The following is a 24,218-nucleotide window of genomic DNA, read 5'->3' as shown; positions in this document are numbered from 1 at the left end:
TTCTCGTACCACTCGCACCATGCCGCGGAAGGACGAGTCAACGTCCTCATCCACGGTCCATATACGGTCCGCCCAGTTGAACCCAATTTCACCCAGTTGATGCAGAAAATTGCCACCCGAAATTCCCCGCTGCCGTTGAAACAGTAGGTCGAGCGACTATTGCCAGTGCCGCTGATTGGACAATTCCATGGTGCGGCGCTGGCCGGCGCAGCGGATGCTACCAGTCCCCCCAGGCCTAAAGCCAGTGCGAGAGACCCCGCTGCGATACGCTTTCGGCCCTGTGCAGCTAACGAAATTTTCATGATGCGCCTTCCGTGACTCGTTGGTCCACGAAAGCTACCCAGCAAAAAACTAGCAATCAATGCGCTGACCGGAAACGTCATCAGTTTTAGTGACAAGCACCCGACTCTAGGGCAGGCGGCGGTAGAGTGCTCAGGTGAAACTCGTCGGCGTTATACGCACCAAAGAAACCAGCACCATCGAAGTCGAAGCAGCCACCTACCAGGAAGGCCTCGCCCAGCTCGAGGGCATGGTCCCCGAGGGTTACCAGCTGCTGGCGATCCGCACTGAGAAGGGCTAGCCTTCGGTGGCCTCGGCGCAGCGGGTGCAGCCGCTGCCGACCTCCCGACGCGTTACGCCGCTTAGGCTCCGGTCGACCAGGTAGTGCACCTCATGGGGCGTGGGCTTGCCGCACTCCGCGCAGTCTCTTGCCTCGATTTCCATTCGAAATGATTCCATAGGGGCCAGCCTAGACGGCCCTCTCTGACACGAGAGGGACATGCGGCACTTAACCGGTCTTATGGCCCATACGCGTGTATGGACCGCAGAAGTTCGCTGCCGATGGTTCGGATGCACGACGGCACGGGCGATTCCGTCTCAAGATAGCTTCCCCCTTGGGTCTGTCTCCGCCAGCCGGCAAGACCTTCTTTGGCCAGGGAGCGATACCCGGGCGGCAGGTCATCGATGTGCGCGCCGCCATCCTTATTCGTTACCCACAGCACTAGTTGCCTACGCGTGTAAGTCTGGCCGCCCGGCAAGAGCACCGCGTCTTTCTTCCACCATTCCTCGAAGCCGGTTGGCGACCCCTCACGGAACTCGACTGGAGCATAAGAATGAGTCCCAGCCGTCAAGGCGAACAACCCGCCAAATGCAACGTCCGACCGCTTGAGTTCCGCTATGCGGCCAGGGGTGTCGCTCCACACGAATTGCATGGTGGACTTGATTCCGAGCTGCTTCAGCAGGCTGTGGGATTGGGTCGTGTCATGGACGAGGACCCGGATCTGTGTAGCGATGCGTTTCGCTTCGCTCCGATTTCCTTGGTCGAAAGCGTCGCAGGATGAGCTGAGAAACGAAAGCTGCTCACTCAAGTGCTCAAGCAGTTCTGGTCTGGACGTGATCACCGCCCCGATTCTGCCACACGGCCTGCATGATCGCCCCGCGGGTAGGGCCGTACGCAGCCAACGCCATCTGACAGCTAGAATATAGCCATTCAGTTGTTACTTTTGGGGGAATCGTCGTGCCTATGTCTCGCCGGAAGAAGAAGCGTGCCATCGTCATTGGAGCCTTGCTGGCTGGCGTGGTGGCGACCGGCGGCCTGGCTGCAGCTGTCGCCGTTTCAGTGATCGACTCGAAGCCAGCACCAGTATCCGCCAGGGTCTCCGAGTACTACGCGAGCATGCAGGCTGGCGCTCCCGTCCCCACGACGACGGCCAAAACTAGCCCAAGCGCCACGTCAGCGCCAGTTTCCGCTGTGAACATCGCACCCAAGCTGTTGGAAGCAGGGACCAAGGCGGTCATTTTCGGTGACTCTTGGACCCAGGGCGCTGCGGCCTCCAAACAGGAGCTCGGGTTTGCCTACCTCACTGGCGAGTCTTTGAAATGGGACGTTCAGGTAGAGGGTGGGTCCGGGACCAGTTACCTGAATCCCGGGACGCGAAGCATAGGAACGTTCATCGAGCGGACTGCCAAGTTGGCTGCTGATGATTCAGTTCAGCTGGTGATCGTTCAAGGCAGCGTCAACGACCAGGACCGGAATCTGCTTGCCCTGCCGAAGGCAGCAGCGGATGCTTGGGAGGCCATGCGGGGCAAGTTCCCCAACGCTCAACTAGTCATAATGGGGCCGGCCACTAATGCGGTCCCGGTCGATCCACAGTTATTACAGGTTGACCAGATACTGCAGACCGCTGCCGCGAAGGCGAAGTTGCCATACATCTCTCCGCTGACGGAGGGCTGGATCTCCGCGAGTAACTACGCAACATACATCGACGTGGCGGCAGCCCAGCACCCGACCGATGCGGGGCACGCTTTCGTGGCGAAGAAGACCGTGGCGGCGCTCAAGGCCCTTGCGAAGCCTTAGACCGGCCGGTCGTGCCGAAACTGGTCGGTTACCTGTGAACATGCGCTGTCTATTCGGGGGAAGACGAAAATGAGTCATGTCGAACACAAGCGCGGAAACGTCTTTGATTTCCTGCGCCTCTTTGCCGCTGTCGCCGTCGTTGTGCTGCACGGAACAACGCTGCTGCAGCAGCCATTCCTGTGGCACGGGCTGGACGACAACTTCTGGTTCTTCGACGGTGTCGCCATGTTCTTCATCATGAGCGGCATGTTCGTGTTCGTTTCAGCTGAACGGACCCATGCGGCAACCGGGAAGTGGTGGGACTACTTCCGCAACCGGTACCTGCGGATCGCGCCAGCTGTCTACGTGTACACGCTGGCCATGCTCTTGATCGTGCCCCTGCTCGGTGCCGCTCGTTGGGGTGACCTGATCTCGATGGATGTCCTCAAGTGGTTGGCCCTGAGCTTGGCGCTCGTACCTGGATACGATGCTGCCGCATTCACAGGGTTCGGGACCGGCATCCTGAACGGCGCCGTGTGGACAATCCCGGCCGAGGTCAGCTTCTACGTTGCCGTGCCGGTTCTGTTCCTGCTGGCCAGGCGCATCGGTTTCAAATGGATGATGATAATCAGCGCACCCGTTGCGGTCATTGCTCCCGTCGTGTCGCACCTCGCGAGCCCCGGCCTTGCGAACCTGCTGCATCACACGTTCCTGGAATACTTCTCGTGCTTCTTGCTGGGTATGTTCTGGTCCCGGTACTGGAAGGCTGCTCCCAAGCACTGGGCGCTCTTCGCCTTGTCAGTGGTGCTGTATGTTGCCGCCCTGTACCTTCCGCCCAAGCCTGTGGCTGAGCTTCTGGACCCTCTGCTGATCGCGATTCCCCTGAGCTACGCCACGGTCTGGTTCGGTTACCAAGGGCCATTGGCACTCAAGCGGTTCACGGACGCGGTTGGTGACCTCAGCTTCGGCACGTACCTGTGGCACTGGCCGGTCATCAATCTCTTCCTCTGGGCTGGCTGGAACCCGGGCGCCCTGACGGTTCCCCTCGTGCTGATTTTTACACTGGTGCTTGGCTGGCTGTCGTGGCATCTGGTAGAGCGCCCTGCTCTGCGGCGCAAGAGGGTCAGTGCAAGGGCAGAGACGCCCACTGTGGCGATCCCGGGGGCGCGACATCTCGCGCAACGCCCGTAGCCCTATGATTGGGCAATGAGCTTTTTGGGGGCGCTCCGTGGAGCGAAGAACCGGGCCAGCCGCCGCTACGCGATCCGATCGGCATCGAAGCATGCTGCAACAGGGCCCATGCTTACCGTTCTCGGTGACTCCTTCGTGGCGGGAGAGCCGCACGTCCCAGCCTCTGAAACATTCCCGCACAAGCTTGCCCACAGCATGGGCTGGACTGTCCGTTTCGCGGACGGGCAGGGCGGCACCGGCTATGTCGCGCCAGGCGGGGACGGCAGCGCCCCATACCCGGTGCGGATACAGGATCTCGCGGCCGTTCCAGCCGACGTCCTGCTCATCAGTGGCGGGTACAACGACACCTGGAACGTCGTGACTGGCGTGAAGAGTATCTCCCAAGTGCAGGCAGCCATCGACTCCACACTGCACGCGGCCCCTCGGGTGGCGCCGAAGGTGATTGTGGTCGGACCGTTCTGGACCCGGCCAGAGGAAACGCCTGCCCAGGCGTATGCCATCAACGACTATGTTCACGGTGCCGCCCTTGCCCGGGGCTTCCGTTTCGTGGATGTCCTCACGGACAACTGGGTCACGCTGGAGAACCGGGCGGGCATCATCAGCGAGGACGACACCCACCCGACAGCGGCGGGCCAGGACTATATTGCTGCCCGCCTCGCGGTTGTTCTGGCCGATGCTAGCCTGTCGGCGCGTCGATACCCATAGGGGCCAGCAGGATCGAAGAGAAGCCCTGCCCGATCCTGCCGTGACCGATCCGCATCGGGTGAACTGACGTGCTGTTGAGGTAGCCCATAGTCTGCGCGGTGGCGTTGTCCCCGATCATCTGCGCCATGTCCACGAAGGCGTAATGGTCGTTCGCCTGGGCGATGGCCTTGGCAGCGTTGTAGTAGTCCGCCTCGGTGTACGTTTCCGGTGAGGGCTTCGTTGGGCGGCGAGGGCCAGCCACCAGCAGTACACACGCGCCGTTGGCGATAGCGGCGTCTCCGGCCTGCTTGAGGTTCGCGGCGTACTGGGTGGGAGTGGTGCCTGGCTGCGCGAGCGATGTGGACAGGTTGTTCTGGTTGCCGTAGTCGTTCGCTCCGAAGGCGAGGACGACGAGCTTCGCGCCGAACATCTTGGCGTTGGCCGTGGTCATGCGCAGCGGTGCCAGGGTGTTGGCGTTCAGGGCCGCGTCCTTGCCCACGAGGTTGGCCGTGGTGGCGCCGGACCAGCCGAGGCGGTGCACCTGGACGCCCGTGGCCTTTTTCAGCACGGCGATGTCGCCAATGCGGAGAGTGCCTGCCGAGGTCGGCCCGGTGAACACTACGGTGTGCGTGGTGTCCGCGAGTCCGCTGATGGTGTACTCGGTCCACGTCAGCGAGTTCACGTCACCTGTCCCGTTGGTGGGGATGGTGTTGGCCGCGGTGGTCTTGGTGACGCCGTCCGCCGGGTCCACGTAGCTGGCAGTGTTGGAGCCACCGTCAATGGCGAACGTCGCGCCCGTGCCCGTGCCGCCTGTCCAGACCCAGAACTTGATGATGGTTCCGGCGGAGGTGTTGAACGTGACGGTCTGCGTCGCGCTGGCGAGCTTGGAGCCGTTGTAGAAAGGGCCCTGCCCTTCGTCAGTGAGGCCGCCGCCGGCGTACGTGCGCCTGGTCGGTGTACCCGAGGGCACGTACCCGTAGTCCTTGGACCCGATGTAGCCTTCGCCGGGGTCGCCGTAGCGGGAGGCGATCAGGTCGCGGGTCTGGGCGACGTAGCCGCGGGTGCGGAACATGACTGCATCCCCATCAAGGCCGGTGTTGTCCGCGCCGATGCCCACCGTGATGGAGTCGCCGCACACCACGGCAACGGCGGGAGCGTGCAGCGCGCCGGCCAGTGCGGCGTACCAGCGACGGAGGCCGCGGGGGTTGACCACTTCGAAGCCCGGGGCCAGCGCCCGAATCGGTGCCTGGTTCTTCTTGGCAGCAGCCTTCGCCATGCCGAGTGTTACGGGGTCCATGTTCAGACTGCTCCTGTCAGGTTGCCGCTGCCGTCGTAGGTGTAGGTGATCGTCTGGCCTGCGGTGGTTTCCGTCGCCACGCCGTTGGCCCCATAGGTGTATGTGGTCGTCACATCGCCCCCGGCAACGTGGTACGTGATCGACGTCGGGTTGCCGCTGGAGTCCGTCGTATTGATCGTGAATGGAGCACTGGCCCTTGTGGCATAAGTGGCATTTAGTGCCGCTGTCGTCGCCGGCCCCGAAGTCACCTGCTGGGCCACTGAGGCGTCGTCCGCTACGCCGGCCGGGCCTTCCGGGCCCTCGGATGCGTAAGGCAGGTCATTCCATGGGGTGGCCCCGTCGCCGTACTTGATCTTGCCGGTGACCTTCTCAAGTCCCGGTTCTCCCTGGGCGAGGACCGGGTTGACCGCGGCCCACTCGGCCGCCGTGTCGCGGCGCACCTGAATTCTGTTGGCCATGAGCCATTCCTCCTAGTAAGTGATGTGGTTAGGCCAGACGGCCGGAGCGCCGACGGGAGATGAAGTTGCGGACACGGTGCGTGCAGGACACGCTGTCTGAGCCGACGCGGACCCCGGCCCATATGCCCGTGCTGGCGTGGGTGGAGTCGGTGGCCGAGTACAGCGGGATGTCTTCGAGGAAGACCCGGATGTTGTCGCCAAGCGCGGAGACCTTGACCTTGTGGAACTGCCCGGACGGGGCGGATACTCCTGCGGTTGCCACCTGCGTAGCCGCCCCGGCGACCACCTTGTACAGGCGGACGTTGTCGCCGGCCGTCTCAATTGAGACCATCCAGTAGTTCGCTGCGTTCTCGTACCGGAACACCAGAGCCACGCCGGAGTTGCTGGACCATAGCAGCTCTGCCTCCACCTCTTGGCTGGGGGCGAGGATCTTGGTCATGACCAGGAACGGGCCCGCGGACCCGGAGTACTCCAGTGCCCCGTCCTTGATCTGCGGCCCAGCGAACGAGGACCAGTACTGGCCGTTGTCGCTGCGGCCGACGCTGCTGCTGTCCGCCCGGTCGAAGCTGTCCACGGTAGCGATGTTGCTGAGCCGGCCGATAGCTATCTGCTCTGGCCGGGGTGCGGTGTCACCGAGCGGGCTGATTCCGGCGCCCTCCAGCAGGTACCGGACCGACAGCACAGCGGAGGTGGTGCTAACCTCGATGCCGGTGCTGCACATGACCACACCCGGCGCGATTTCCGTCGGGCAGGAGTACACCATCCACCGGTCGGCGGCGCGCTCCACAATCCGCGGGTACGTCCAGGTGAGGCCGAGGTCCCGGCTGTACCGCATGACCGCGTGCTGGTCATCCAGCCCGCCGGGGTAGTCCCGGTACACCACGATGAGTGTCCCGGCGCTGGTGATGGTGCAGGATGGGCGGCCGGTCCCGGCCCAGAGGGCTGTGGGCACGGACCAGGATCCGCCGTTGTTCGTTGAGCGGATGATGCCGAGCTGGTCGATCTCTCCGTGGCGGTACATGATGACCACGTTGTTGCCGTAGACGGCGGCGTACGGTTCCGGGTAGCCGCGGCTGTCTGCCACGCCGTTGCGGAACCGCTCCGGGGTGGACCATGTCAGGCCGTCATCGCTCGAGTAGGCCCGCCAGGACGAGTCGTACGCTTCGCCGGTGAGCATCCCGAACCAGACGGCGATGAGTCGGCCGTCGGCCATCTCCACCAGCGGGGCTGTGCCGGCGCCGTTCGACCCAACAGGATCGATGCGGATCTCTGGCCCCCACGTCGCCCCGTTGTCCAGGCTGCGGCGGAGGAAGAAACCGTCACGGGGCTTTGCCGCCGTGCACTTGATGTACGTCAGGTACAGGGTGGCGCCGTCCGAGCTGGTGCTGACGGTCGGGTCGCGCAGGTCGATGCCCGGCTGCGACTGGAACGTGAGCTTCGGCCCCCACGTGCGGCCGTTGTCCGCCGAGTAGGACCCCACCACGATGCCGTCACGGGTCGTGATGTGGTCGGTGGCCTCATACCAGACCATCAGGATCCGGGCGTCGTTCAGCTTGGTCTGCACCGGGAACGCCGAGTAACGGGTGTCCACCCCCGTGCTCACCCTCGCGTTGCCTACCGTGACCCTACCGGCGCCCTGTGTCGCCGGGTAGCGCCGTTCGATCTCGGCCCGGCTGGCCGCCACCTCCGCGCTGATCTCAGCAGGCGTGGCGTACTCCGTGCTGCCCGTAAGCGGCGCGTAGGTCCCATCCAGGTGGGCTGTAGTTTCCGGCCCGGCGCTGACTGCCTGCGCCACGGCGGAGTCATTCAGCTCCAACCGGCCCGGAGTCTCCGGCGCGGCATCGAAGAGGGACGACGCGGTGCCGCCCTCGAAGACGTCCCCGGTGAACACGGTTGAAGCGGAGCCGCCGTCGAGGCCGAGATCCATGGACTCGGCCTCGAGGTTCGCGAGCCGCGCCCGGGACTCGGTGAGGAGTTCCTGGGAGCGCTGGGCGTTCGCAGCGATGTCGTTGTCTCCGTCGCGGACCCGGGACTTGCCGTCAGGTTTGCGGAACCCCAGCGGGGTCAGTTCAGCCACTGGGGCCTCCTACTCGGGGGTTACTTGTTCGTGGTGCGGTTCAGCGTGGCGATAGTGTTGACGGCCGGTGTCTGGCTGCCAGCGACGTGCTTGCCTGCGTACACGGGGGTCTTCGCGGAGCCGAGGACAGCACGGGTCAGCCAGTCGGGCAGTCGCGGTTCGAGCCATCGCCAGAACGCGTACCAGGCGCCGATGATCACTGCCGTGACCACTACCGTGATGACCGTTCCGAGGCCGCGGAGGTCACCCTCCATGGGTGCGAGGATCGGCAGCACACCGATCAGCCACGTGATTAGGCTGCCCCACAGGGCCGGGACAAGGGTGCGGAGGAGTCCGGTGACGAGTTGCATTAGGCGGCCTGCTCGATGTTGGCGTCGAGTTCGAGTGCGCCGAGGTTCATCTCGGTCAACTTCTCGTCCAGCGCTTCCGCGGCGCCGGCCTTCGCTGCGGCCTCAACCTTGTCCCAGTCGATGACGACATTCTGGCCCGTCGCGAGCTGGTCCACGACGGACTTGATCGCGTTGAGCTTGGCGTGGGACTGGCCATGCCACTTCTGGTTCTGCTGCGCGTAGCCCTTCACGGCGGCGGCGAAGCCCTTGAGTCCGGCGGTGAGGTTGTTCAGCTTCTGGTGGCTCACACCCTGCTGCTTCTGGATGTCGTCATACTGGGCCATGGTGAAAAGCTCCTTCGGGGTGGCGGGGCCGGCGGCGGCGCCCTGGGCTGTGATGGTGATGAGTTCGTCGGGGTACTCGGTGAAGTACAGCTCGGGGTCGACGCGGCCGTAGACGCCGTTGTTCCAGTCCCAGTTCGGGGGCAGCGCCTCGATGTGGGCGTGCGCTCCGGTGGTGGCGGTGCCGGTGTTGCCGGAGATGCCGATCAGTTGGCCCTTGACCACGCGCTCGCCGACCTCGGCGATGGAGTCCTTGAGGTGGGCGATGATGAACGTCGGCATGGTGTCGCTGCGCCCGAAGGCATCCGTGCAGTCAAGGACGAGGATGTCCCCGCCCATTGCCGTCAGCCACCAGGGGTTCGCCATGTAGTTGTCGGTCAGCCAGCCCGAGTTGCGGATGATGCCGTCCCCGGGTGCATAGATCGGCTCGCCTTCATCCATTGCCTGATCGAATCCGGTGTGGCCGCCGGAGGGGTTGTTCCCGCCGGGGTTGGTGCGGAACCCCTGGGAGCGCCAGCCCGTGCCCCGCTTGTACGGGTAACAGAAAGTGATGGTCATGACTCGTCGTCCTCTTCCTTCTGGTCCAGATATGCCTGAACGACTTTGGGGATCTTCGGCGCCGGGGGCCCAAGCCCCTGCTCGATGTGCATGTTCAGCCGGATAATGTGCGGGATGTAGACGAGGTCACGGGCTTCGAACCCGTTCATGCGGAGACGAATTGACTTCATCTCCTGCTGCATCTGGTCAATGAGGGCGTTCTCCGGCTTGCCCTTGTGCTGGACCTTTGCTGACAGCCAGCCAGCCGCTGCAGCGATCAGCGCAACAATGACCGGGACCAGCCACGACCATTCGTCCTTCACGGGACCTCCTTGCGCTGACTCCTCAACATGTCCTGCAGCGCGGTTACCTTGATGAGGAATCCGAAGACGAGTCCCGCCGGCGCAAGCCAGCCGATAGCGGAACTGAGCAGGTCGATGTCGGTGAAGCCGGTGAAGACGAACATGAGCAAGTAGGCGACACCCCAGGCGAAGGCGATTCCGACGACGGTTGATAGCCCGTGCCGGGTGTGGCGGTTCACCATGTCAGCGATGCAGAGTGCAGCGGTCAACGCCCACGCTGCGGTCCATGCCCACAGCAAGTTACCTTCGCCGGTGATGGCCCCCTGAGCGGGGGAGACCGTGTGCGGGTCCTTGGTGGCGTAGTAGATGCACCGACTGAGGGCGTACACGACGCCTGCGGTGAGCGTGATGTTCCGGCCGATGATGACCCGATGGTCAGGCCTGAGTTTTCGCATTCGTGGCTCCTAGCCTGCGCCGGACGTGGGGGTCATCTGTACGGCGGTCCACATGCAGGCGACTGACTGGGACACGTCGCCGCCGCCCACGTGGTGTGCGTTCATGATGAAGCCGCTGGCGGTCACGTTGATCGCGGAGAACTGCACCGCCGCGTTCGTGGACATCGACTTACCCAAGGTGACGATGGGCGGTTGCGTGAACCTGCCGGACGGGAAGTTCACGGCGAAGTTCAGGCTGTTGACCGTGCCCATGATCGCGCTGGCCGTGCCTGCTGCCATGGCGAACGGCCCGGCCCCGGCTACGGGGGTCTGCCGCTTCCATGTGGATCCGTTGTAGACGTAGATGACCATCTGGTCGACCCTCAGGCACACCCGGTTGGAGACGTCTGTGAGGTCGAGGGAGTCCATGTGTGCCTGGTCTTGGCAGATCGTGACCACGTTCAGGGACTTGACGATCTCGGTCAGGTCCTGGCTGAGCTTGTACGTTTCGCTGTTGGCGATGGATTTGCCGCCGTTGTCTAGCGTGATGATGGCCATTGGCTACTCCGTTTCGAGGGTGAGTTTGCCGGACTGCGGATCGGCGCGGCGGCCTCGGAACCCGACGTAGGGTTCCCCGGCGATGCTGATGCCCCCGCCGTTGGCGACGAGGCTGTGGAACTCTGGGGGCAGGGTGATGGTTTTGGGTCCGGCTCCGGGGGCCACGACGACGTCGACGGGGCCGACCGTCCGGGACACGTCCGTGCCGCCCTGCGCGGTGGCCGGGTGGCCGTAGATGTGGATGGTGGCCGGATCGTTGTTGTTACCCGCCCCGAGCCTTTGGGGGAGGCGGAACGTGGCCTTCGTGACGGTCTTCCCGCCGAGATCCGGTTTCGGCCCGTACCACCACGCGCCCGTGACGGTGGCCCCGCCCCACGTGCCGGAGTAGACGTCCTCACCGCCGAACCGTGAGGTAGCGTACGATCCCCAGCCGCCGGGCGCCCACCACGTGTTCGATTTGGTGGCCGGCCGGTGGATGGTGCGTTTGACTGTGGTGACGGTCTCGTCCGCGCTGTCCGGCGGAGGGGTGGTGCCCATCGCGTTGATCTTCCCCAGGATGGTGGGTTTGCCCGCGTCCCATGTGAGGAACACCGGATCGCCGGGGTTGTAGGACCCGATGAACTGGTCGGTGGTGTAGCTGACACCATCCGCCCCAGTGAACACGATCTTCGTGCTCACCCCTGCCGGGATCACCGACTGGACAGTGCCCGTGCTGGGGCGGGGCTGCAGGGTGTACGAGCCAAGCACGTAGGCGCTGTACTGGCCGCGGCCCTGGTTGGTGAGGTCCACGACGATGCCGCCGCCCTGCACCGGCTGCAGCGGGTCCTGCCAGTACGCGGAGAGCGGGTTACCGCCGACCATCGCGTACCACTGGGTTCCGTCCCAGTGGGCGGTGCCGTAGTAGCGGCGGGTGCCGCCCACCGGGATGGCGGCGAGGGTGTGCTTCAGGCCGGGCACGGGCGCCTCCTTAGGGGACTTGCTCCCAGGTCGTGTCGGGGAAGTTGCCCCACGTGGTGCCGGGCCGCAGCAGATCCCATGTGAGTTCCGGCATCTGATCGGTCATGTACTGCGCCCACTCGGTGCGGCCCAGCGCCTTGACGACGTCGGCGTAGGAGCAGGACACGGTCAGGCGGGTGGCGGTGGGGATCGGGGACCAGCCCCGGTGGATGTCGGTGATCTCGCCGGGGAAGTAAGCGACGTGCCCGGCGGCTACCGGGTAGCCAACTTCGATCCGGTCGCCGGCCTGCAGTTCCGGCCGCGGCGTGCACTCCACTTCCAGTTCCACGGCGAGTGATGCGAGGAACTGGTTTTTCAGCTTGATCGCGTACGCCAGGGCCTGCCCGACGTCGGCGATCATCTCGCTGCTGTACGAGGTGGAGGCTTTGCCGTGCGGGCCGCCGTAGGCCAGCGGCCCGGAGTCGATGATGGAGAAAGCCCGGACCGGTTTCCCGCTCGAGCCTTCCTTGCCCTCGACAACCCATTTGTTGTACAGCCCGTCCAGGGACTGGCTGCGGGCCACCCTGACCAGGCACTGGCCCGGCTCGACCCGCCACATGCTGGCCGTCTGGATGGGGTAGAGGTGCATCTCCCCGTCGCCGCCCATCCGGTACCGGGCACCGACCCGGGAGGCGAGGTCCTGCACGGCTTCGAGGCGTTCCCGGTCATAGATCAGGGTGCGGGGCACGGACACGTCCGTGATGCCGTCGTCCACGACCAGCGGGAAGTACTCCCGGGTCAGGCGCCGGATCTCACTGATCGCGGTCGCACTGGCCGGTGGTGATTGGGGGGCGTCGAATTTGTCCCGGTCCGGGTTGATGGTCCGGTCCGCGAGGGACAGCTTCACCACGGCGGTGACGACGGCGACCTTGCGCTTGTGCATGGGCAGGTCGCCGTCCGGCTCGTCGTAGCCGTACTCGTTGACGGTCCGCCAGTCGACCCGCTCATCGGGGGTGTTGTCGGTGATGCGGAACCATCCGTAGTTGACGGCGCCGGAGCGGCCTACGTTGTAGATGACCTGCAGTTCGGTGCCGGCCACCCCGAGGGGGTCGTCCAGTTTCCACGCGCCCAGGGTGCCGTCGGGGTCCCCGACGGTCAGTTCCATGGTGTGGCCGATCTTCGCGGAGTCCCCGGCCGATTCGGTTGCGGATCCCGCGATGACCTGCAGGGGTTCGGGGACGATGAGTTCCCCGTCCCGCCACGCCCACACCGTGAGGGTGTCGGCCGGGCGGGAGCCGTCCAGTGCGGCCAGCGTGTCAGTGTCGATCTGGCGCACGGGGCGGCTCCTATCCGATGGGGCTCTTGAGGTCGTCCAGGTAGGTTTTGCCGGCCATCAGGTCCTGCTTCTGCTGGTAGGTGCTGATCATGATTTCCACATCCCCGTACGTCCATGTGGCGGTGAGGACGCGAACGGTGGGGGCTGCCACGACGTCGGACTTGAGGTCCCACCACGTGACGTCCCCGCCGATCAGCACATTCATGGGCAGTTGCCGGGCTACCGGGTTGGCGAGGTGCAGCACCCCGTTCAGGTGCAGCTCCCCCCATTCGGGGAGGGGCCGGAACACGAGCTGCGCGGTGGACTCCAGTAGATCCTTCAGGCGGGCGTTCTGGTCGGCGGAGCGGAGGCCCACGCTGGTGTCGATGCCCTTCTCAGCCATGCGCTGGCCGAAAAGGGCCATGGGTTTGTTGGAGCCCATGACGTTGAACAGTTCGATGTCGGCCTGGTATTCGAGCTGCGCGAGAGCGTCACCCACGAGGTAGACGTCGCCGTCGTCCCGGCGCTTACCGACGACGGGGACGGCGGTGGAGGGGATCAGCGGGTCCATCAGCCATCCCGTGGTGGATTCCAGCACCGCGGGGGCGCTGGTGGTCCGGGAGGGGCCGTTGGGTCCGCTGAGGACTTCCACCTCGTAGGTGACGGGCTGCTGCAGCGGGGCGAAGAAGTCCGTGACGAAAGTACTGTCTACCGCGGTGAAGCGGCGGTACCCCGGCACGGGCTCCCGATGATCCGCCCACATCCGCCACAGTGTGAGCACGCTGTCCCCGAGCCCCAGGCCGGTGATGGTCACATCGATCCGGTCCGTGGGGTCATCGAGGAACGTTTCCGTGGTTACGGCTACTGCCATCAGCCCTGCCCTCCTGGTCGGGTGTATTTGGACTGCTTGTCGGCGGCCGTGACAACACCGTTGGCTTCCGCGTTGGCGATGCCGCGCACCACGCCGCGGACCTGCTCACCGGTCCATGGGTTCTGGACGAGCACCGTCAGGCCCTCAAGGCTGACCTTGGGGGCGCTGCTGGCCGGGGCCATGATGGCGGTGGACGCGGTTCTCATGCCGCCCACAGCGCCGCCGCCGGCGAGCCCGGTGAACGTGCCTGCTTTCAGGTCACGGCGGAACTTGTAGACCGCCTGCTGGCCGCCCATCTTGCCCACGTCTCCCGCGTCGAGCACGTGCTCACCGTTGGCCAGGGCATACAGCCCAGCCCCGTCGTCAGTGCTCGTGCCCGGCCCGGACACGGCACCACCACCAGCCTTGCCACCCTTTTTGACCGGGGCGAGGACGGTGCCCTCACCCACAGCCGGCTCGGTGGAGACCGACCGCAGCACCTTCTGGAAAGTCGTCTCGGTGCGGTAGGTCTGCACCTCGATGACCGTTTTCTTGGGGATGTTGTCGATTGCGCCCTTGGTCTGCTCGGCCATTTGCTTGGCCGCACCGGACATCCAGCTGGTAATACTCACCCCCGGGGGAACGCCGAGCACCTTGCGGGCCAGCTCATCGGCCTTGCCTCCGGTGATGCCGAACTGCCCTGCGCTGGCGATCAGGTTGTTATAGGTCGTCTGCAGGTTCCCCTGCAGGGACTTCTCGCTCGCGCCAGCGTTAGCGTTGGCCTTGGCCAGCCCCAGGCCGGCGCTGGCCACACCGTCGAGAGCTGCCTGGTTAGCGCGGCCCTGCTCGGTGTTTATGTCCAGCGTGGTGCCATTCTTGGTCACAGATTCTGAGACCTTGTCGATGGCTTCCTGGTAGTTGCGTGCCGCGTCCCGTGCGCTGAGCTGCAGGAGCCCGGCGTTGGTCATGGCCTCGGTGAACTTGGCAAGGTCACCGATCGACCCGTCAGCTTCCAGGCCGATGTCAGCCAACGCGTCCGCGAGCTCCTGGCTTGGACCAGATGCCGCCTCTGTCGAGGTGGTAACTCCGTCGACGGCGGTTGCTGCGCCCTGTGCCGAGGCGTCGACTTTGCCCATGGCGATGTCCAGCAGGGACTGGTCGTTGGTTGCCAGACCGGCGGCCTTTGCCTGATCCTCGAGGGACTTCCGGTAAGCCGGCATGTACTCCAGCAGCCGGCTCAGCGACTCGCTGCTGCCGTCCGTGTGGTCGGCCATGGTCCGGAACGCGCCGGCGGCCCTGTCCGGGTCGAGGCTGGCGAGCTGGTCGCCGAGTGCTGCGAACCGTTCCCGCGCCTTGTCGCTGGTGCTTGTTGCGTCGACCATGCCCAGGCTCAGGACCTTTATGGCCCCGACGGCGATGTTGTCGATGTTGCCCCAGAGTCCCGGGTCGGCGATGCCGTTGATGGCCTGCTGGAAATCAGACACGCCGTCCTGGTGCTGCACGAGATCCTGGAAGGACTTGTTCAGGGTGTCCAGATGGACAGCTCCGGAGCCAGCTTCCCCAGCGAATTCCTTGAGCGCGTCGGCGGTTTCGCCGGTCGGGGCGAGGATCTTGTCCAGCGCCGGCTGTGCCACCATCGAGGCGGCTGCGAGGGCCGAGAGCCCAGCTGCTGCCCCGGATGCGACCCGACCCAGCTTGGACATGCTGGATTGTGCCCTGGACCCTGCCGGGGCCATGAGGGCAAGGGCTTCTTTGGTGGCGGCGATCTTGGGGATGACTGTAACTAGCCCGCCACCGAGGAGAGCTGCCCCGCCGAGGACGGCCGCGAGGCCGAGGGTGACGTTCAGGACTGGCCCCGGGATCTGGCCGACAGCGTCGAGCAAGCCTTCGAGTCCCTGCACGAGCCCGCGGAGGACATCGTTGGCGCCGGACCCGGACTGCAGCAGCACGGTATCGAAGGCTCCGCCGAGCTTTTCGAGATCGCCCGCGAGGTTGTCCTGCATCATGGCCGCGGTCTCGGCCGCGTACCCGGCGTCGTTGACTGCGTTCTCCCACGACTCGATGCCGGCCGCGCCCTCTTGGTACATGATGTTCGCAGCGCGCACGGCGTCGGTGCCGAAGAGGGTTTTGAGGGTGGCGTTGCGCTGCTCGTCGGACATGTCCTTGAGCGCGTTCTGGAGGATGCCCGCGTATTCGGACATGCCCACGAATTTGCCCTGGGCGTCGTAGGCGCTGATGCCCAGATCGTCCATCAGCGTGGCGGCTGCCTCGCTGTTGGGGTTCAGCGACATCAGCATGGTCTTGAACGACGTGCCGGCGTCGGATCCGGTCAGGCCTGCGGAGGCGAACGCTGCGAGGGCGCCCGTGGTTTCCTCGATTGTTGCCCCGGTTGAGGACGCGACTAGGCCGGACTGGTTGAGTGCCGCGCCGAGGTCCTGCACGGACCCCTGTGCCTTACCCGCGCCGGCGGCGAGGAGATCCGCGAGGTGGGGGACCTGGTCACCGCTGAGTTTGAACTGGGTGAGTGCTGAGGCGGCGATCTCCGCGGCTTCGCCCACGCCCAGCGCCCCGGCCGCTGCCAGGCTAAGGGCCCCGTCGAGCCCGCCGGCGAGGATGTCCTTCGTGGAGACACCGGCCTTGGCCAGCTCCTCGATGCCCTGCGCTGCCTCAGTGGCGGAGTAGGCGGTGTCCGCGCCCGCGTCGATGGCTGCCTGCCGCAGCAGATCCATGTTTCCGGCGGTCTCGTGGGTCGCTGCGCCCACGGACGACATCTGCTTGTCGAAGTCGGCGTAGGACTTGATCGCCATCCCGACGCCAGCCAGGGTGGCGGCCCCGGCGATTGTGGCGGCCTCCCCGACCTTCTCGGTCGCGGCCCGCTGCTTATCCGCAGCGGCGGCAGCGTCCGCGCTGGCCTTCTTCGTGAGAGGGCCCATCTGCTGCTGGGACTTGGCCATCTGGTCCGTGGCCTTGGCAGCCTTACCCATCCCGGCGATGTATCCGGCGACTTCGGCCTCGAGCCGGACGATCACTGAGCGCACGGACACGGGGGCCTCCATATGAAATTGGGGTGTGGCAGAATTCAGCCCATGGCTAATGACGTGCGGAAGAAGCAGCCCGGCGACCTGTTGATGGGGCTCGGGGTCGTGGTGCTGTTGCTGGCCCTGTTTGGGGCGATCACCGCCACCACGGCTGGTAACCCTGCTGTGGTGGCGGTGGTCGGCGTCATCTTGATCGGGATCGGGTTTTGGCGCCGGAGGTCAGCGCTGCAGCGGTAGGGGCTTGGACTCTGGTCGCGTGTAGGTGGTGTGGACCTTCTCGCCCGGCATCGGCTTGTACTGGTCTTTGCCGTTACCTTGGGTGGCGCGCTCCCGTGCCGCGCACGAGTGGCACTGCGTCTTGTGGGGCTCGTACCAGCCGTCATTGTCGGGGTGGTGGGCGAGGATGAGAGGCTGCCCGCAGGAGCACAGCCCGTCCTCGTAGATCGTCAGTGCCAGGCTGAGGATGTAGTCCTTCTCGGTCCAGTCGCCGCGGTTCCGAGTGAACCAGTGCGAGGGCGGCTTACCGCTCACCCTCGCCGTCCTCAGGACCTGGACTACTCCGTGCCACTCACCGACCCAGAGCGCTTGTGCAAAAAATCGGCGTCCACGCTGGGCAGAGCATCCTGGGCGCGGATCCGGGCCGCGGCAATGAGCATCATCTGCGGGGTGCCGATCGCGTCCCGCATGGCCTTGACCGTCTCGGAGGTGAAGGTCGCGGGCTGGCGGCTGCCGCCGGCGGGCTTCACCGCGACGATGGACTCCGCAAGGGTGGCGTAACCGATCTCCGTGTTGCGGGTGTCCTCGTCCTGAGCTTTGCCCGGACCCGCGACGTACTCGTCGCGGATGGCCTTGAGACGTTCCCCGGTGATCGCCCGGACGTAGATGGTCAGGGCGCTGCCGGTGAACTTCCGCAGCGCAGCCTCGTACTCCTGTTCCAGTCCGGACCTGGATCGGCTGGCCGCTGACACCTCGGGGTCGCTGATGCGGCCCTCGATCTCGATACGGCGCTTCAGGTCCGAGAGCTCAGCGACGACGTCGGGCCGCTTGTAGACGGTGGCGCTGTCCTCGGGGAGGGCGGCATCGGTCAGCCATGCTTCGACGTCGAAGGTGAACGGGGTAACGGTGCTGGTGGTTTCGGTCATAGGGTTTCAGGCTCCTAAGTTATGGGGTTTGCAGGCTCTGGTGTTGGGGGTGGGTGGCTGGTCGGAGCCTGAATTTACGACCAGCCACCCGGCTTGTTACGGCGTCCCCGCGAGGACTGCCTGCTCGACAATCATGTTCTGCGGCAGGAACTCGATGCGGCGCTTGATGTTGCCATCGTTGTTCACACGCATCGGAGCGTCAGAGACAACTTCGCCGCCGAGGTCGATGATGTCACCGGCCTCCCACGGCTCGGTGGAGTCCTTGTCCGACTCGCGCAGGTAGATCCAGGACGTGGTGCCCTTGACCCGCACCGCGGCGTAGCCGGCGTCCTCGCCCGTGGTGTCCGCGCCGCCCGCTTCCAGGTACTCCCGGAGGAACGTCAGCGCGGTGTCATAGTTCGACGCGCCGAGGGCCTGGGAGTTGCCCTTCTGGCAGGCTGCCTTTTCGTTGAACCGGTCGGACGCGGTGTTCGTCCAGTTCGCGTCGGAGTCGAGCACGGCGCAGGAAATGTCCTTGCCGGCGTTCAGCTCGTCCTCGTCAGGGATGCCACTGACCGCCGCGGGGGCGGTGGTCAGCAGGGTGAATTTCTTCTTGCCGTCAGCAGCGACTTTCATGTCAGCTTGCCTCCTCTGTCTCCGGCTTGGCCGGTTCGGTTACTTTGGCTGTGGCCGGAGTGGCCGGTTCCCGGACCTTCCGTGTGGAGGGCGGGAGTTTGAAGTTGAACGGTGCCTTCAGGTAGTGCACCGGTACCCGGCGCTTCTCTCCGCCGTTCGGGGGCACTGCGGTGACAAATCCGTCGTCTGCCAAGGTGTTCTCCTAGTTGGTGATGAGCCGCCACTGCCGGGGGAGCATGAAGCGGGCCGGGGTGGTTTGCGTGTCGAGGATGGGCGGCTGCTGGTTGTAGCCGTCCGGGTTGCGTCGGACACGGCCGGTGCGCACGGGCAGGTTAGTGAGGGCGCCGGTGACGGCGTAGTCGACGGCCCGACAAATCTCCGGGGTTGCGCCCACTGAGGTGGTCTGGAAGTCCCAGATGATGCTGTCGCCGTCCTGCCGTCCACACGCGGTCAGTTCGTCCGGTTCGTCGCCGGTCCCTGCCCACAGCACCACGTACGGGTCGACGTAGCCGCCGGTTTCGGGGAGTTCCTGGGGCACGTATCCGTCCCACGCAGACAGGCCAGGCAGGGTTTCCAGCGCCGCCATGACCGGGCCAGTGAGGGCCGCGGGCTCAACCATTCAGGGCCTCCTGCCCGAGCTGCGCCATGGCCTGCTCAAACGCTCCGGTGTGCCGGTCGGCGGCGGGCCCCATGAACGGCTGCGGCGCCATGCGGCTGGTGCCCTGCTCCACGAACACCCCGTAGTTAGCGGTCGGCCCGATCTCTGCGGACAGGGACCCGGAGCGGCCCACCGTGCGGAGATCCGAGGTGCCGATCGAACCCTTGAGGTTGCCAGTGTCAACGGGGACCAGGTTCTTAGCGGTGGCTTCAATGTCCTTGGCCGTCTTGCGGACCACGATCTGGGCGCGCTGCCCGGTAGTCCTGGCCGCCCTGGCGAGATCCGCGCTAAGGCGGCGGAGGTCATCGGACACGGCGGACTCCTAGTCGGGGTTTTGCTGGGTGAGGTTGTCCACGCAGATCAGGTCGATCTCCCACAGTTGGGAGCCGAACTTGATGTTCACGATCCGGAACTCCCGGCCGATCACACGGACGATGTCCCCGCGCTCACCGGCCCGGAAGGCGGGTGCGTCGATGACTTTGGTGGTGAGCTGGTATTGGCGTTCGGTGGTGGGCTGCTCGGCGGGGGTGCCGCCGCCTTCACGGTTGAGCGGTTCGACACTGAACAGCGCCTCGTGGATCAGGGCTTCCCCGGTCCACCCCACCGGTTTGGGGTACGGGGGAGGCCCGTCGCTGATGCGGTGCACGGTGCCCGGGGATGTCATGAATCCCTCGGAGGCCTTCCGGTGGTGCTCAGCCCAGCCAGCGGGGACAACCCGGGTGTTGGGCAGGGGGCTCATAGCCGCCACTCCGCACCCTCGGGTTTAGCCGAGCCGTAGAGGGGTACGACTTCGAAGAACCCACCAGACGCTGCAGCGTCCGCGCCGTCAGCCTCCGCCTCATACGTGGCAGCCAGCGCCCGCAGTTCAGCGCTGACCTTCGCCCCGTCCGTGGACTGGCCGGCCTGGTTACGGATCACCTTACCGACAAGCACCTCAGACGCGGCAATGACTGTGAGCGCCCGGGCAGCGGCACGGTTCACGTTCTCGCCGCGCAGCTGGTAGAACACGTTGAGCTGGGCGTCCGTGAACAACCGCTCTGCCGGGACGTCGGACACGTCCGTGATCAGGAGGCGGATCTGACCCAGCGGAGAGGTGTAATCGATGACGCCGTCGATGGTGCTGAACTCGGTGTCAGCATCGCCGCCGTCGATGATCTCATCAGCCATGCCAGCCTCCTGTGAAAAGTTGGGGGTGGTGCCGGGTGGGGTTGATTTGCCCTATTTGTCACCCGGCACCACTGGGGGCGGTGGTTAGCCGCCGTTGGACGCGTACACGCCCGTGGTGAAGCCCTTGTCGATGCCGAAGAAGTTCCGGCCGCGGTACCAGATGGTGTCGTCGTTGAACGAACCCTCGTCCACGGCGATCTGGCCTCCGCCGACGTTCTCGCCCTGGTCGCGCTTGACGCGGATGTCGACGTTGCCGTCGTGACCTTCAAGGCCGGTGTTGATGATCGAGGGGAGGGTGGAGCCCTTGCCCTGGACCAGCGCCCATGCCTTGCCCTGGTTCGCGCCGAGCTCCTTGCCGAGACGGCGGGAGACCAGCAGGGTGACGAGGCCGCGGAACGGGTTGTCCATCTCGGTCTCGGTGACCTTGGAACCGGCGGTCACCTTGATGACTACCTTGGCCGCGTTCAGGATGCGGTTCGCCTCGGACTGCAGGCCGGGGCCGACCATGAGCACGAGGTTGGAGGTGTCCACCAGGTCGCCTCGGTGGTCCTCGCGGGTGGCGAGGTCCTTGAGAGCCAGGTCAAGGTTCTCTGCGGTCAGCGGCACGTTCGCGACGGTCCCAAAGAACGTCGGGTCCCATTCGCCGGCTTCCACGAGCAGCTGTGCGACTGCGGTGTTCTTGGCCTTGGTCGCGCCGGATCCCAGCAGTACCGGGAAGTTGGCGAGGTCGGAGAAGATCCGGCGGAGGCGCAGCTCGAACGTCAGCCCGTAGGACTTGCCGTACTTCGCGGTGCCGTGGTCTAGGTCGGTCTCGTTGAGCGTGCCGCCCTTGTACTCCTCACCCTGACGGACGCGCTCGAACTCGTCACCGCCCCACAGGTCAACGAGCTTGTGACGCTCGAAGTCCGGTGCCGTGGTGTTGGTCAGCACCGGCTCGAACTCGTCGACGGCGGCCTTCTGCGCGGTGACTGCCTTCTTGGTGAAGGCAGCGCCGAGCAGGACGGGGAAGTCCGGGGTACTGAATGCTTCAGCTACCTCAGCCTGGGCCATCGGGCCGCCACGGCGGCCCGTGCCGAAGAACTGTGCGGCCTCGAAGACCCGCTCTTCGCGGGTCGGGGCTTTCCGCCACCCCTTGTTATCAAAGATGTCCATGGTCATTCTCCTTACGCCAGGGCGGCGGTGGTCGTGATCTTGCCGAACGGTGCGACCTCGAGGGCTGCCGTGCCGGTGCCCTTGGCTGCGTTGGCGACACCGAAGGGGAAGTTGCCGGTCGAGGTGGCGGTGAGGGTGTTGTCTGCCGGCTTGATGTAGACGATGCCGCCCTCAGCGACGGTGCCGGTGACGGGCACGTCGTAGGAGCCGTCCAGCCAGACGGTGACCTTTTCGCCGACAGCGGCCTTCGTCTGGGCCACTCCGACGTACTGGCCGATCTTCACCGGGGCGCCGGACTCGACAGCCTTGTCAGCGGTCAGAGCGATGTGCTTGTTGTGCGTGTAACGCTGGTTCTTTGCCATGTTCGCGCCCCTCCTTAGAGTGCGTTGACGACGTCGTCGTCGGTGATGGTCTTGGACTCGGTCACGGTGTCGCCGAGGCCGCGGACGGTGCCGGCGCCGTTGGACACCTGCAGTTCTGCGAGGGATTCGGCGATGTCGTTGGCCAGCGCTTCCGTGTTGAGCACGCCGGACTCGTCGACCGGGTAGCCCTTGGACAGCCGGGCGGCGGTCTTGGGGGCGGTGATACCGGCGGCGGTGAACGCGGCCTCCACGACGGCGGCTGCGGCCTTGTCGTTGGCGGTGGTGAGTGCCGTCTCGGCGCGGGTGGCGCGTTCGGTGGCGGTGGTGATGTCAGCCTCGGCCGCGGTGGCCCGGCTGGCGGACTCGCGCAGGTCGGCGAGTTCCTTATCATCAATGGTTGCCATGTTGGCTTCCTCCTGATTTTCGGTGACCGCTGCCGGGTTCGGAGCGGAATCTTTGGCAGCCTCTGTGGCTGGGGTGATGGGGACGTAGCTGGTTTCGACGCGGACCTCGATGGGGTCCCCGGTGAGGGTGGCCGTGTTCCCGGAGAGCGTGTAGCCCTGCTGGTACAGGTGCTCTGCGTCGTCGTCCCAGGAGGCGTACCAGACGTTGGTGTCGTCGAAGTCGCGGACGTAGGCGTACCCGTCCGAGGTCGTTTTCACGGCGGCCTGGAGCCATTCGCGGGTGTCGTTCGCGGTGGCTTCGACGGCGCGGGCGGATTCGAGGACTTCGGCGATCTTCCCGCCGCGGCCGGCCTTCGTTACGAAGTCGACTGACTCGGCGTGCAGGAGCTTGGTGATGGTCCGGAGCCCGTCCTTGCTGTCCTCGACTTCGGCGGAGGCGCGGATGCTGACGCCGATGTCGTCGGCCATCTCGCTGATGACCTCGCGCCAGTGCGGGAAAACCTTCGCCTCGGCGTACGCTGCGGACTCTTCTGCGACCCACTCGGCGTCGGTTTCGAGGACTGCGGCGAGATCTTTGATGGTCCGCTCGGGCCGGTCGAACGACTCCGTCATGCCGGGGTGGTCCGCGTACATGTGCAGGCCCTTGGCGAAGACCTTGTCCTTGACCGCGGCCTCAATGGTGGAGGCGGGGTAGTCGCCGCTGGAGCCCTTGCCGGCGTCGATGATCTTGATGCGGATCCGGCCGGACTTGACCACTGGTGTGGCCGAGAGGCTGACCGATTCCCTGATGAGTTGCGGCATTGACAGCCTCCTAGAATGGGTGTGTGACGGCCGACGATTCGAACGACAACGCGGGCGTGCCTGGGGAGTGCCCTGGGCACGAGTGGAAGGTTCACGCCGTCTACCTGCGGGGCAGCGGTGGTTCGATGGCGGTTGAGTGCAAGTGGTGCGGGGCCGTGCAGTACGAGCCCTCGGCCAGCGACGGAACCTAGAGGAGATCCTTCACGGGGGTCACGACGTGGGAGTCGCGCCACCCGTCGGTGTGCCTGACGGTGGACAGGTCAGCCCACTTGATGTCGCCGGACTGCAGCAGATCCAAACGGGTGCCGCCCATGATGGCCCGCTGCGTTTCCGGGGTGAGGCTGTTGAACACTTCCTCGGCGTCCGGGGTGATCGACTCGGGCTCTTCGATGTCGAAGCCAAGATCCTTCCACGACTTCGTGACGCTCACGCGGGCGCAGCGGCCGTTCTGATGATCCTCCGGGCCCGGCTGGTCCAAGGGGTACCGGGTGCCGTGCTTCGCCCAGCAGGACGGGCACGTGCGGGCGTTGAACGCGGCGTGCCATTCCCACTCTTCGAGGATGTCCTTGTTGGCCTTCTCCGACGCCTGTGTCGCTGCCCGGTGGGCGTCCAGGGTCTCGGTGCGGGCGATGGTCAGGGCCCGGGTGAGGCCGCCGTTGAACCTGCGCTGTGTGGCCTCCACGATTTTGGCCGCGGTCCGGCGCGGGTTGTCCCCGACTGCGATACCCCGGATGAGTTGCTTCTTCATCGCCTGCTCGACATCCGCCGGGAGCGGCAGGGTGGAGGAGTGGATCTGCTCGGTGGTGCGCTCCACGATGGCGGCCAGCGCGTCCGGTGACATCCTGGTGAAGCTGATGCTGGCCGTCGCTGTGTCCGCGGGTAGCTGGGAGGAGATCAGTGCGGCGTGCCCGTCCACCGCATCCAGCACAGCAGTGGACACGTCGTTGGTTACGACGGTTTCCGTCTGCGTGGCGAGGGTGTCCAGCATCTGCCGTGTGGCTTGCAAAGCGTCCCGGAGGCGGATGTTCTTCGCCACCACAGACCGTGACACCGCACCGTCGGCGGCCTGTGCCATGAGTTCCAGCAGCGCGAGCTGGAAGGACGGGGCCAGGACATCCCACGCGTCAACCCAAGCCCGGGTGAGAGCAAGGGTTTGCGCGTCCGTCATCCGTTCCAGTTTGGTGCGGAGGTCGGCCACGACGCGCAATGTATCGGCCGTGACCGCCATCCGAACC

General features: G+C 65.5%; 31 protein-coding genes. 5 read left to right on the top strand and 26 right to left on the bottom strand.

Going from position 1 to position 24,218, the window contains the following annotated elements; translation table 11 throughout:
- The first annotated feature begins 436 nt into the window (after positions 1-436).
- Positions 437-580 carry a hypothetical protein gene (locus ACTHQX_RS05785; protein ID WP_440155850.1) on the top strand — a complete coding sequence of 48 codons (144 nt, stop codon included), beginning with the start codon at positions 437-439 and terminating at the stop codon, positions 578-580.
- On the opposite strand, the gene ACTHQX_RS05780 is transcribed toward ACTHQX_RS05785, so the two are convergent.
- Together ACTHQX_RS05780 and ACTHQX_RS05775 are read right to left on the bottom strand one after the other, a co-directional pair.
- Positions 577-738 (bottom strand): hypothetical protein, encoded by a 162-nt coding sequence (locus ACTHQX_RS05780; RefSeq protein ID WP_440155851.1) that lies wholly within the window; start codon positions 736-738, stop codon positions 577-579. The two genes, ACTHQX_RS05785 and ACTHQX_RS05780, sit on opposite strands and share 4 nt — an antisense overlap.
- 59 nt (positions 739-797) lie before the next feature.
- Positions 798-1,400: a hypothetical protein gene (locus tag ACTHQX_RS05775; protein ID WP_440155853.1), complete on the bottom strand. Its 603-nt coding sequence runs from the start codon at positions 1,398-1,400 to the stop codon at positions 798-800.
- Positions 1,401-1,522: 122 nt separating this feature from the next.
- Here ACTHQX_RS05775 and ACTHQX_RS05770 point away from each other — a divergent pair, with 122 nt between their 5' ends.
- The 3 genes from ACTHQX_RS05770 (at position 1,523) to ACTHQX_RS05760 (ending at position 4,231) form a co-directional block, all read left to right on the top strand.
- Entirely contained in the window at positions 1,523-2,356 is an 834-nt protein-coding gene (locus tag ACTHQX_RS05770; RefSeq protein WP_440155854.1) for a GDSL-type esterase/lipase family protein, read from the top strand.
- Positions 2,357-2,425: 69 nt separating this feature from the next.
- The gene (locus ACTHQX_RS05765) at positions 2,426-3,526 is read left to right on the top strand and encodes an acyltransferase family protein (protein WP_440155856.1); all 1,101 of its coding nucleotides are present in this window, start codon (positions 2,426-2,428) and stop codon (positions 3,524-3,526) included.
- Between the two features lie 15 nt (positions 3,527-3,541).
- Positions 3,542-4,231, top strand: coding sequence for an SGNH/GDSL hydrolase family protein (locus ACTHQX_RS05760; RefSeq protein ID WP_440155857.1), 690 nt, complete (start codon positions 3,542-3,544; stop codon positions 4,229-4,231).
- On the opposite strand, the gene ACTHQX_RS05755 is transcribed toward ACTHQX_RS05760, so the two are convergent.
- The 12 genes from ACTHQX_RS05755 to ACTHQX_RS05700 are packed head-to-tail and all read right to left on the bottom strand — an operon-like array spanning position 4,203 to position 16,688.
- A complete protein-coding gene (locus ACTHQX_RS05755) occupies positions 4,203-5,507 on the bottom strand; it encodes an SGNH/GDSL hydrolase family protein (RefSeq protein WP_440155858.1) in 1,305 nt (434 codons plus the stop codon). The two genes, ACTHQX_RS05760 and ACTHQX_RS05755, sit on opposite strands and share 29 nt — an antisense overlap.
- A gap of 2 nt (positions 5,508-5,509) precedes the next feature.
- Entirely contained in the window at positions 5,510-5,965 is a 456-nt protein-coding gene (locus tag ACTHQX_RS05750; protein WP_440155859.1) for a hypothetical protein, read from the bottom strand.
- A 28-nt stretch (positions 5,966-5,993) separates the two neighbouring features.
- The gene (locus ACTHQX_RS05745; RefSeq protein ID WP_440155861.1) at positions 5,994-8,042 is read right to left on the bottom strand and encodes a sialidase family protein; all 2,049 of its coding nucleotides are present in this window, start codon (positions 8,040-8,042) and stop codon (positions 5,994-5,996) included.
- A 20-nt stretch (positions 8,043-8,062) separates the two neighbouring features.
- Entirely contained in the window at positions 8,063-8,392 is a 330-nt protein-coding gene (locus ACTHQX_RS05740) for a hypothetical protein (RefSeq protein ID WP_440155862.1), read from the bottom strand.
- Positions 8,392-9,270 (bottom strand): M23 family metallopeptidase, encoded by an 879-nt coding sequence (locus ACTHQX_RS05735; RefSeq protein WP_440155863.1) that lies wholly within the window; start codon positions 9,268-9,270, stop codon positions 8,392-8,394. Before ACTHQX_RS05735 ends, ACTHQX_RS05740 begins: the two co-directional genes overlap by 1 nt.
- Positions 9,267-9,572, bottom strand: coding sequence for a hypothetical protein (locus ACTHQX_RS05730; protein WP_440155864.1), 306 nt, complete (start codon positions 9,570-9,572; stop codon positions 9,267-9,269). The genes ACTHQX_RS05735 and ACTHQX_RS05730 overlap by 4 nt, the downstream gene beginning before the upstream one ends.
- Complete coding sequence (locus ACTHQX_RS05725) at positions 9,569-10,006, bottom strand: hypothetical protein (RefSeq protein ID WP_440155866.1); 438 nt, start codon at positions 10,004-10,006, stop codon at positions 9,569-9,571. The genes ACTHQX_RS05730 and ACTHQX_RS05725 overlap by 4 nt, the downstream gene beginning before the upstream one ends.
- A 9-nt stretch (positions 10,007-10,015) precedes the next feature.
- Complete coding sequence (locus tag ACTHQX_RS05720; protein ID WP_440155867.1) at positions 10,016-10,543, bottom strand: hypothetical protein; 528 nt, start codon at positions 10,541-10,543, stop codon at positions 10,016-10,018.
- 3 nt (positions 10,544-10,546) lie between these two features.
- Entirely contained in the window at positions 10,547-11,500 is a 954-nt protein-coding gene (locus ACTHQX_RS05715; protein ID WP_440155869.1) for a hypothetical protein, read from the bottom strand.
- Between the two features lie 10 nt (positions 11,501-11,510).
- Positions 11,511-12,815: a hypothetical protein gene (locus tag ACTHQX_RS05710; RefSeq protein ID WP_440155870.1), complete on the bottom strand. Its 1,305-nt coding sequence runs from the start codon at positions 12,813-12,815 to the stop codon at positions 11,511-11,513.
- A gap of 10 nt (positions 12,816-12,825) precedes the next feature.
- Entirely contained in the window at positions 12,826-13,665 is an 840-nt protein-coding gene (locus tag ACTHQX_RS05705) for a hypothetical protein (protein WP_440155872.1), read from the bottom strand.
- Positions 13,665-16,688, bottom strand: coding sequence for a phage tail tape measure protein (locus ACTHQX_RS05700; RefSeq protein ID WP_440155874.1), 3,024 nt, complete (start codon positions 16,686-16,688; stop codon positions 13,665-13,667). Before ACTHQX_RS05700 ends, ACTHQX_RS05705 begins: the two co-directional genes overlap by 1 nt.
- A 42-nt stretch (positions 16,689-16,730) precedes the next feature.
- On the opposite strand from ACTHQX_RS05700, the gene ACTHQX_RS05695 reads away from it, so the two are divergent.
- Complete coding sequence (locus tag ACTHQX_RS05695; RefSeq protein ID WP_440155876.1) at positions 16,731-16,919, top strand: hypothetical protein; 189 nt, start codon at positions 16,731-16,733, stop codon at positions 16,917-16,919.
- Here ACTHQX_RS05695 and ACTHQX_RS05690 read toward each other — a convergent pair.
- The 12 genes from ACTHQX_RS05690 to ACTHQX_RS05635 all read right to left on the bottom strand — a co-directional run bounded on the left by ACTHQX_RS05690 (position 16,902) and on the right by ACTHQX_RS05635 (position 24,211).
- Positions 16,902-17,213, bottom strand: a complete 312-nt coding sequence (locus ACTHQX_RS05690) for a hypothetical protein (RefSeq protein ID WP_440155877.1) — start codon at positions 17,211-17,213, stop codon at positions 16,902-16,904. The two genes, ACTHQX_RS05695 and ACTHQX_RS05690, sit on opposite strands and share 18 nt — an antisense overlap.
- Positions 17,214-17,236: 23 nt before the next feature.
- Positions 17,237-17,824, bottom strand: a complete 588-nt coding sequence (locus ACTHQX_RS05685; protein WP_440155878.1) for a hypothetical protein — start codon at positions 17,822-17,824, stop codon at positions 17,237-17,239.
- Between the two features lie 96 nt (positions 17,825-17,920).
- On the bottom strand, positions 17,921-18,439 hold the full coding sequence (locus ACTHQX_RS05680) for a hypothetical protein (protein WP_440155879.1): 519 nt from the start codon (positions 18,437-18,439) through the stop codon (positions 17,921-17,923).
- Position 18,440: 1 nt separating this feature from the next.
- On the bottom strand, positions 18,441-18,632 hold the full coding sequence (locus tag ACTHQX_RS05675) for a hypothetical protein (RefSeq protein ID WP_440155881.1): 192 nt from the start codon (positions 18,630-18,632) through the stop codon (positions 18,441-18,443).
- A 9-nt stretch (positions 18,633-18,641) separates the two neighbouring features.
- On the bottom strand, positions 18,642-19,058 hold the full coding sequence (locus ACTHQX_RS05670; protein WP_440155883.1) for a hypothetical protein: 417 nt from the start codon (positions 19,056-19,058) through the stop codon (positions 18,642-18,644).
- Entirely contained in the window at positions 19,051-19,410 is a 360-nt protein-coding gene (locus tag ACTHQX_RS05665) for an HK97-gp10 family putative phage morphogenesis protein (RefSeq protein WP_440155884.1), read from the bottom strand. The genes ACTHQX_RS05670 and ACTHQX_RS05665 overlap by 8 nt, the downstream gene beginning before the upstream one ends.
- Before the next feature lie 9 nt (positions 19,411-19,419).
- Positions 19,420-19,836, bottom strand: a complete 417-nt coding sequence (locus tag ACTHQX_RS05660) for a DUF6093 family protein (protein WP_440155885.1) — start codon at positions 19,834-19,836, stop codon at positions 19,420-19,422.
- Positions 19,833-20,264, bottom strand: coding sequence for a hypothetical protein (locus ACTHQX_RS05655; protein ID WP_440155887.1), 432 nt, complete (start codon positions 20,262-20,264; stop codon positions 19,833-19,835). Before ACTHQX_RS05655 ends, ACTHQX_RS05660 begins: the two co-directional genes overlap by 4 nt.
- Positions 20,265-20,348: 84 nt before the next feature.
- Complete coding sequence (locus ACTHQX_RS05650; protein ID WP_440155888.1) at positions 20,349-21,416, bottom strand: phage major capsid protein; 1,068 nt, start codon at positions 21,414-21,416, stop codon at positions 20,349-20,351.
- Between the two features lie 11 nt (positions 21,417-21,427).
- On the bottom strand, positions 21,428-21,778 hold the full coding sequence (locus ACTHQX_RS05645) for a DUF2190 family protein (RefSeq protein ID WP_440155889.1): 351 nt from the start codon (positions 21,776-21,778) through the stop codon (positions 21,428-21,430).
- Positions 21,779-21,792: 14 nt separating this feature from the next.
- Positions 21,793-22,983, bottom strand: coding sequence for a hypothetical protein (locus ACTHQX_RS05640; protein WP_440155890.1), 1,191 nt, complete (start codon positions 22,981-22,983; stop codon positions 21,793-21,795).
- 187 nt (positions 22,984-23,170) lie between these two features.
- Positions 23,171-24,211 carry a phage minor head protein gene (locus ACTHQX_RS05635; protein WP_440155891.1) on the bottom strand — a complete coding sequence of 347 codons (1,041 nt, stop codon included), beginning with the start codon at positions 24,209-24,211 and terminating at the stop codon, positions 23,171-23,173.
- Positions 24,212-24,218 lie beyond the last annotated feature (7 nt).

The organism is Arthrobacter sp. SAFR-023, assembly GCF_051965295.1.
Lineage (GTDB): Bacteria > Actinomycetota > Actinomycetes > Actinomycetales > Micrococcaceae > Arthrobacter.
Note: the sequence above shows the minus strand (reverse complement) of the source record. Positions and strands in the feature narration are given on the sequence as shown.

What these genes read in the sequence shown, in the direction of transcription:
- ACTHQX_RS05670 (WP_440155883.1), bottom strand. Translation starts at nt 19,058, where the DNA reads ATGGTTGAGCCCGCGGCCCTCACTGGCCCGGTCATGGCGGCGCTGGAA.
- ACTHQX_RS05755 (WP_440155858.1), bottom strand. Translation starts at nt 5,507, where the DNA reads ATGGACCCCGTAACACTCGGCATGGCGAAGGCTGCTGCCAAGAAGAAC.
- ACTHQX_RS05735 (WP_440155863.1), bottom strand. Translation starts at nt 9,270, where the DNA reads ATGACCATCACTTTCTGTTACCCGTACAAGCGGGGCACGGGCTGGCGC.
- ACTHQX_RS05725 (WP_440155866.1), bottom strand. Translation starts at nt 10,006, where the DNA reads ATGCGAAAACTCAGGCCTGACCATCGGGTCATCATCGGCCGGAACATC.
- ACTHQX_RS05635 (WP_440155891.1), bottom strand. Translation starts at nt 24,211, where the DNA reads ATGGCGGTCACGGCCGATACATTGCGCGTCGTGGCCGACCTCCGCACC.
- ACTHQX_RS05685 (WP_440155878.1), bottom strand. Translation starts at nt 17,824, where the DNA reads ATGACCGAAACCACCAGCACCGTTACCCCGTTCACCTTCGACGTCGAA.
- ACTHQX_RS05680 (WP_440155879.1), bottom strand. Translation starts at nt 18,439, where the DNA reads ATGAAAGTCGCTGCTGACGGCAAGAAGAAATTCACCCTGCTGACCACC.
- ACTHQX_RS05740 (WP_440155862.1), bottom strand. Translation starts at nt 8,392, where the DNA reads ATGCAACTCGTCACCGGACTCCTCCGCACCCTTGTCCCGGCCCTGTGG.
- ACTHQX_RS05750 (WP_440155859.1), bottom strand. Translation starts at nt 5,965, where the DNA reads ATGGCCAACAGAATTCAGGTGCGCCGCGACACGGCGGCCGAGTGGGCC.
- ACTHQX_RS05765 (WP_440155856.1), top strand. Translation starts at nt 2,426, where the DNA reads ATGAGTCATGTCGAACACAAGCGCGGAAACGTCTTTGATTTCCTGCGC.
- ACTHQX_RS05695 (WP_440155876.1), top strand. Translation starts at nt 16,731, where the DNA reads ATGGCTAATGACGTGCGGAAGAAGCAGCCCGGCGACCTGTTGATGGGG.
- ACTHQX_RS05720 (WP_440155867.1), bottom strand. Translation starts at nt 10,543, where the DNA reads ATGGCCATCATCACGCTAGACAACGGCGGCAAATCCATCGCCAACAGC.
- ACTHQX_RS05760 (WP_440155857.1), top strand. Translation starts at nt 3,542, where the DNA reads ATGAGCTTTTTGGGGGCGCTCCGTGGAGCGAAGAACCGGGCCAGCCGC.
- ACTHQX_RS05645 (WP_440155889.1), bottom strand. Translation starts at nt 21,778, where the DNA reads ATGGCAAAGAACCAGCGTTACACGCACAACAAGCACATCGCTCTGACC.
- ACTHQX_RS05640 (WP_440155890.1), bottom strand. Translation starts at nt 22,983, where the DNA reads ATGCCGCAACTCATCAGGGAATCGGTCAGCCTCTCGGCCACACCAGTG.
- ACTHQX_RS05770 (WP_440155854.1), top strand. Translation starts at nt 1,523, where the DNA reads ATGTCTCGCCGGAAGAAGAAGCGTGCCATCGTCATTGGAGCCTTGCTG.
- ACTHQX_RS05660 (WP_440155885.1), bottom strand. Translation starts at nt 19,836, where the DNA reads ATGAGCCCCCTGCCCAACACCCGGGTTGTCCCCGCTGGCTGGGCTGAG.
- ACTHQX_RS05655 (WP_440155887.1), bottom strand. Translation starts at nt 20,264, where the DNA reads ATGGCTGATGAGATCATCGACGGCGGCGATGCTGACACCGAGTTCAGC.
- ACTHQX_RS05650 (WP_440155888.1), bottom strand. Translation starts at nt 21,416, where the DNA reads ATGGACATCTTTGATAACAAGGGGTGGCGGAAAGCCCCGACCCGCGAA.
- ACTHQX_RS05780 (WP_440155851.1), bottom strand. Translation starts at nt 738, where the DNA reads ATGGAATCATTTCGAATGGAAATCGAGGCAAGAGACTGCGCGGAGTGC.
- ACTHQX_RS05705 (WP_440155872.1), bottom strand. Translation starts at nt 13,665, where the DNA reads ATGGCAGTAGCCGTAACCACGGAAACGTTCCTCGATGACCCCACGGAC.